The sequence below is a fragment of the endosymbiont of Lamellibrachia barhami genome, from assembly GCF_011947365.2.
GTDB lineage: Bacteria > Pseudomonadota > Gammaproteobacteria > Chromatiales > Chromatiaceae > QGON01.
This window is the reverse complement of the sequence record NZ_JAAVSH020000001.1, coordinates 1,298,362-1,298,908: the sequence shown is the minus strand read 5'-3', so window position 1 is coordinate 1,298,908 and position 547 is coordinate 1,298,362. Positions and strand designations below refer to the sequence as shown.

The window sequence follows — 547 nt, the reverse complement described above, 5'->3', positions numbered from 1 at the left end:
AGGTCATTGAAGACCGCTCGATCCCGCTTGTAGCCGGTGGTATTGACGTTGGCCAGATTGTGGGAGATCACAGACATATTCGTCTGCTGCGCATCCAGGCCGGTTTTTGCTATCCAGAGTGAGGGATACATGGTTGGTTCCTCGCTTCCCGTAAATTCAGTTTCAATCTGAAACATGCAATTTCCTCGCCAACTCCGTCTGTATCAGGAAGAAAAGACAATGTTCGCAGGAGAAGCCGTGCAGGCCTGATCAAGCGCAGCGGATCAGGCAATTTCGAGTCAGTGCCGGTTCCGCTACACTTGAACCGGCCTACGTCTCCTTAGCAAAGCAAAAAAGGCGCGGCGGTATGACATTTAATACCGCGGCGCCTCAGATTATTGTAGTGGGATCAACTCATGCGCAGTAACGCAGAACTGGCACTGTCCATCTCCTCGGCTGTCTTCATCATCTTGACCTGCATCTCAAACTTACGCCCCAATTCGATCATGTTTACCAGCGCGTCGGCCACGTTGACGTTGCCGCTTTCGATACCACCGGAGACCAGCTC

Annotated in this window: 2 protein-coding genes; both read right to left on the bottom strand. The window is 52.3% G+C overall.

Annotation, left to right across the window (positions count from 1 at the left end; all coding sequences use genetic code 11):
- The coding region (locus tag G9Q73_RS20375) for a flagellar basal body protein (RefSeq protein ID WP_218650031.1) at positions 1-131 on the bottom strand (131 nt) is incomplete at its 3' end.
- Positions 132-388: 257 nt separating this feature from the next.
- Complete coding sequence (locus tag G9Q73_RS05810; protein WP_439654708.1) at positions 389-529, bottom strand: flagellar basal body rod C-terminal domain-containing protein; 141 nt, start codon at positions 527-529, stop codon at positions 389-391.
- Positions 530-547: the final 18 nt, after the last annotated feature.